At 33.9% G+C, this 1,361-nt stretch carries 1 protein-coding gene and 1 pseudogene; both read left to right on the top strand.

Annotation, left to right across the window (positions count from 1 at the left end):
- Positions 1–265 precede the first annotated feature (265 nt).
- Complete coding sequence (locus C568_RS0130230) at positions 266–814, top strand: hypothetical protein (protein ID WP_018783749.1); 549 nt, start codon at positions 266–268, stop codon at positions 812–814.
- Positions 815–900: 86 nt separating this feature from the next.
- Positions 901–1,361: pseudogene (locus C568_RS32315) on the top strand (IS6 family transposase); the annotation flags it as partial.

Genomic DNA, 1,361 nt, shown 5'->3' with positions numbered 1-1,361 from the left:
ATCGATCACACACCTTTTTCTAGAGTAATACTATCAGTATGTCCAAGGTTAGGAGATTACTTGCATGTATCTTGAATTTCTTGCACCGGAACCATTTTAAAAGGTTACTAACATAATTGAACCAAACTCAAAATTTTTTTACGTTTGTACCTTGTAGACAAAGAAACTTTCTAAAATGTAACTAAGTGAATTTAATATCACTACTTCTAAAAATTATGATGTTACATATAGAATATGTATTATAAACTTTAAAGGAGTGTTGATATTGAAACGTATAGTTGGCGTACTTTCTACAGCATTATTAGCTGGAACTATGGTGCTAGGTGTATCTAATTCAGAGGTCTCTGCAGCTTCTCTAGTAAAATCTGTTGCACCTTATCAAGTAATGATTAAAGGAATGATTGGACCACAAATGTCAATTGATTTTAAAAACAAAGCTGATTTTGAAGATTACTTAAAAGAACATCCTGTTAATCGAAAGAACCCGAGTAATAGTAGCTTAGTAGTAAATAGAGCGGCCATACATTCGACTTTTTATAAAGATGCTGATGGTAACGGGGCTACTATAAATATACCTGCAAGTAAAAATCCTGTTAAAATTTTTAATTTCACTGGGGATTCTAATGATTCTATTTCTTCTGTTCGTACACATGCTCATGGAGATTATACGATTATATATGAAGATTTTGATGGGCAAGGTCGAGCGCTTGGACTAGCAAATACGGGAGCTCTTTATAATTTAAGTAGCTCTATGGGTGATGGGGAAAGAATATGGAATGACGAAGTCTCATCTGCTACTGTAAAATCAAATTAGAACCAAAAAGAGCATAATTATGGTTCTGTTGCAAAGTTTTCTACATGAAGCTACACTCTAGAAAACAGGATTTAGAAGAATCAGACATGAGATATTTTAAAGGAAAACAATTCAAGAAAGATATTATTTTAGTAGCTGTCGGCTACTACCTCCGTTTTTCTTTAAGTTATCGCGAAGTATCTGAAATCCTGAAAAAACGTGATATTTCAGCTCACCCAACAACCATCATGCGATGGGTTCATGAACATGGCAATCTCATCTATCAAATTTGGAAAATGAAAAATAAATCTGCACGCTTATCTTGGCATTGAGATGAGACTTATATCAAAGTTAAGGAAGAATGGCGTTATCTCTATCGTGCAATTGATAAAGATGGACACACATTGGATATTCAACTTCGTAAAAAACGAGATCATCAAGCTGCCTATGCCTTCATGAAAAGATTAGTAAAACATTTTGGAGAACCAACGGTTCTCACTACAGACAAAGCGCCAGCATTACTTTGCGCATTTAACAAATTAAGAAAACAAGGATTTTATCAAACTAC

Origin of the sequence: Bacillus sp. 95MFCvi2.1, from assembly GCF_000374965.1 — a bacterium.
Lineage (GTDB): Bacteria > Bacillota > Bacilli > Bacillales > Bacillaceae_G > Bacillus_A > Bacillus_A pseudomycoides.
The sequence above is the reverse complement of the archived record's forward strand: the minus strand, read 5'-3'. Positions and strand labels throughout refer to the sequence as shown.